Below are 1,677 nucleotides of genomic sequence, written 5' to 3' on the forward strand. Positions count from 1 at the left end.
AAACAAAAATCATATCTACTTGCTATAGAGCCATATCTTTCTTTCAAGCGGCCGAATCTGATCAGTATCTTCTTTGCATCAAGTAGATATCCGCTTTTGTTTATGCTTATCAGATGCTCTGCCTCTTCAAGGAACTTACGCTCACGCAGACTGACCATGCCGCGTTCTTTACCCCAATTAATGCAGTAGGGTCATCACTCTCAAAGAAAAGTGTTGCATATTAACCTGTCCTTAATAAACTTACTATCATACAAACAATCTAAGTTGTTAGGAGAGAAATATGCAACGCAGACACGTAAAATCAAACGAGAAAAAAAGTCAAGTTCAAATTGAATTCAGTGAGAAACAAATCACTTCATGGGCTGGAACGGCAATCATAATTTCGAAGCTTGCTAAGCAAATCGGATTCAGGAAAATCATTGAGGAATGTATCCCAATTACAGAGACTTCAAAGAACACAACAGGGGTATATAGTAAGGTAATATCCCGGTTCATTTCTATTCATAGGTGGTGGTTTCAGGTTTTCGCATATCAATTTTATGGATGGCAGCACAAGGATCTTCCAGCGGTGCTTTGATGTAATCCGACTGCCCAAGTCCTCAACCAGCTTGACCCGTTTCTTAGGCAGGTTTAATAGTCAAGGGTTGAATGAGCATCTTCGAGAAAACATCTGCACTAAGTTTTTGCCCAAGTTGTTAGATGCGGCAAACATAACCTCAGACAGTCTGCGCTTTGATTCTACTGTTGTTACGCGGTATGGAGAGCAAGACGGAGCCAAGCGGGGCTATAATCCATCTAAGAAAGGCAGGCTTTCTCATCAACCTCAGATCGCATTCTTGGGCAGCGGATACACCGTGAATTTTTGGAATCGATCCGGTAATATCTCATCCGGCAATGGGATAGTAGACTTTTTCAATCAAACGATCCTATCTATTCCGGGAATAAAAGTAGAGCGAGTGCTGGCAGACAGTGGCTATTACAAGCAAAAAATTATCAAAGCACTTGAAGCTGGAGGGTATGAATATGTGATATCCGCGCCTATCAGTCAGATTATACAGCGGAAAATCCATGCTATGAAAGACTGGACTACAATAGCACATGGATTAGAAATAGCTGAATTCGAGTTTGCGCATTCAGCCGAACACTGGGGTCAAGCCAGACGCTATGTGGTGGTTCGGCAAGAAGTTGAAGTCAGACCAAAAGCTCCCGGCAAGCAACTAACCCTTTTCGCAGAGACATATGATGGCTCAAGGTACAGACACTCGCTGATGGTAACTAACAACGAGACCGATTCACCTCATGACATCTGGAGTTCCTATAAGCCGAGAGCGAATGATGAGAATGTCACCTTAGAACATGAAAGATGGTTTTGGCTTATCAACATATAATATGAAGAACTTCTGGGCAACCGAAGCAGTCATGATGATTATCTGTCTGATTTTTCATAATCTGATTACGTATTTGATCAAGTTTGTGCTCCGATCTGAACAGCAGAATCAAAAACTGCGCACGGTCAGGATGGAGTATTTGGTTATCCCCGGCATAATGGGTAAGAATGGCAAAGATGATGTTCTCAGACTAGGAATTCCATCTGAAAAACGGAGGAATAAACTCTTGGATGTCTTTGAAAAACTTAAACTTCTATCGCTAAATTTCAACTGCAATGCAGTTGGGTTT

The 1,677-nt window shown here is 41.7% G+C and carries 3 protein-coding genes; all 3 read left to right on the top strand.

Annotated features, from left to right (window positions below; genetic code table 11):
* The first annotated feature begins 280 nt into the window (after window positions 1-280).
* Complete coding sequence (locus tag Q8M98_08095) at window positions 281-577, top strand: hypothetical protein (protein ID MDP3114722.1); 297 nt, start codon at window positions 281-283, stop codon at window positions 575-577.
* Between the two features lie 31 nt (window positions 578-608).
* Complete coding sequence (locus Q8M98_08100; protein ID MDP3114723.1) at window positions 609-1,388, top strand: transposase; 780 nt, start codon at window positions 609-611, stop codon at window positions 1,386-1,388.
* A 1-nt stretch (window position 1,389) separates the two neighbouring features.
* The coding region (locus Q8M98_08105) for a hypothetical protein (protein MDP3114724.1) at window positions 1,390-1,677 on the top strand (288 nt) is incomplete at its 3' end.

The sequence above is a fragment of the Candidatus Cloacimonadaceae bacterium genome (genome assembly GCA_030693415.1).
Taxonomy (GTDB): Bacteria; Cloacimonadota; Cloacimonadia; order Cloacimonadales; family Cloacimonadaceae; genus JAUYAR01.

Coding starts and splice junctions, on each gene's coding strand:
- Q8M98_08095 (MDP3114722.1), top strand. CDS start 281: ATGCAACGCAGACACGTAAAATCAAACGAGAAAAAAAGTCAAGTTCAA.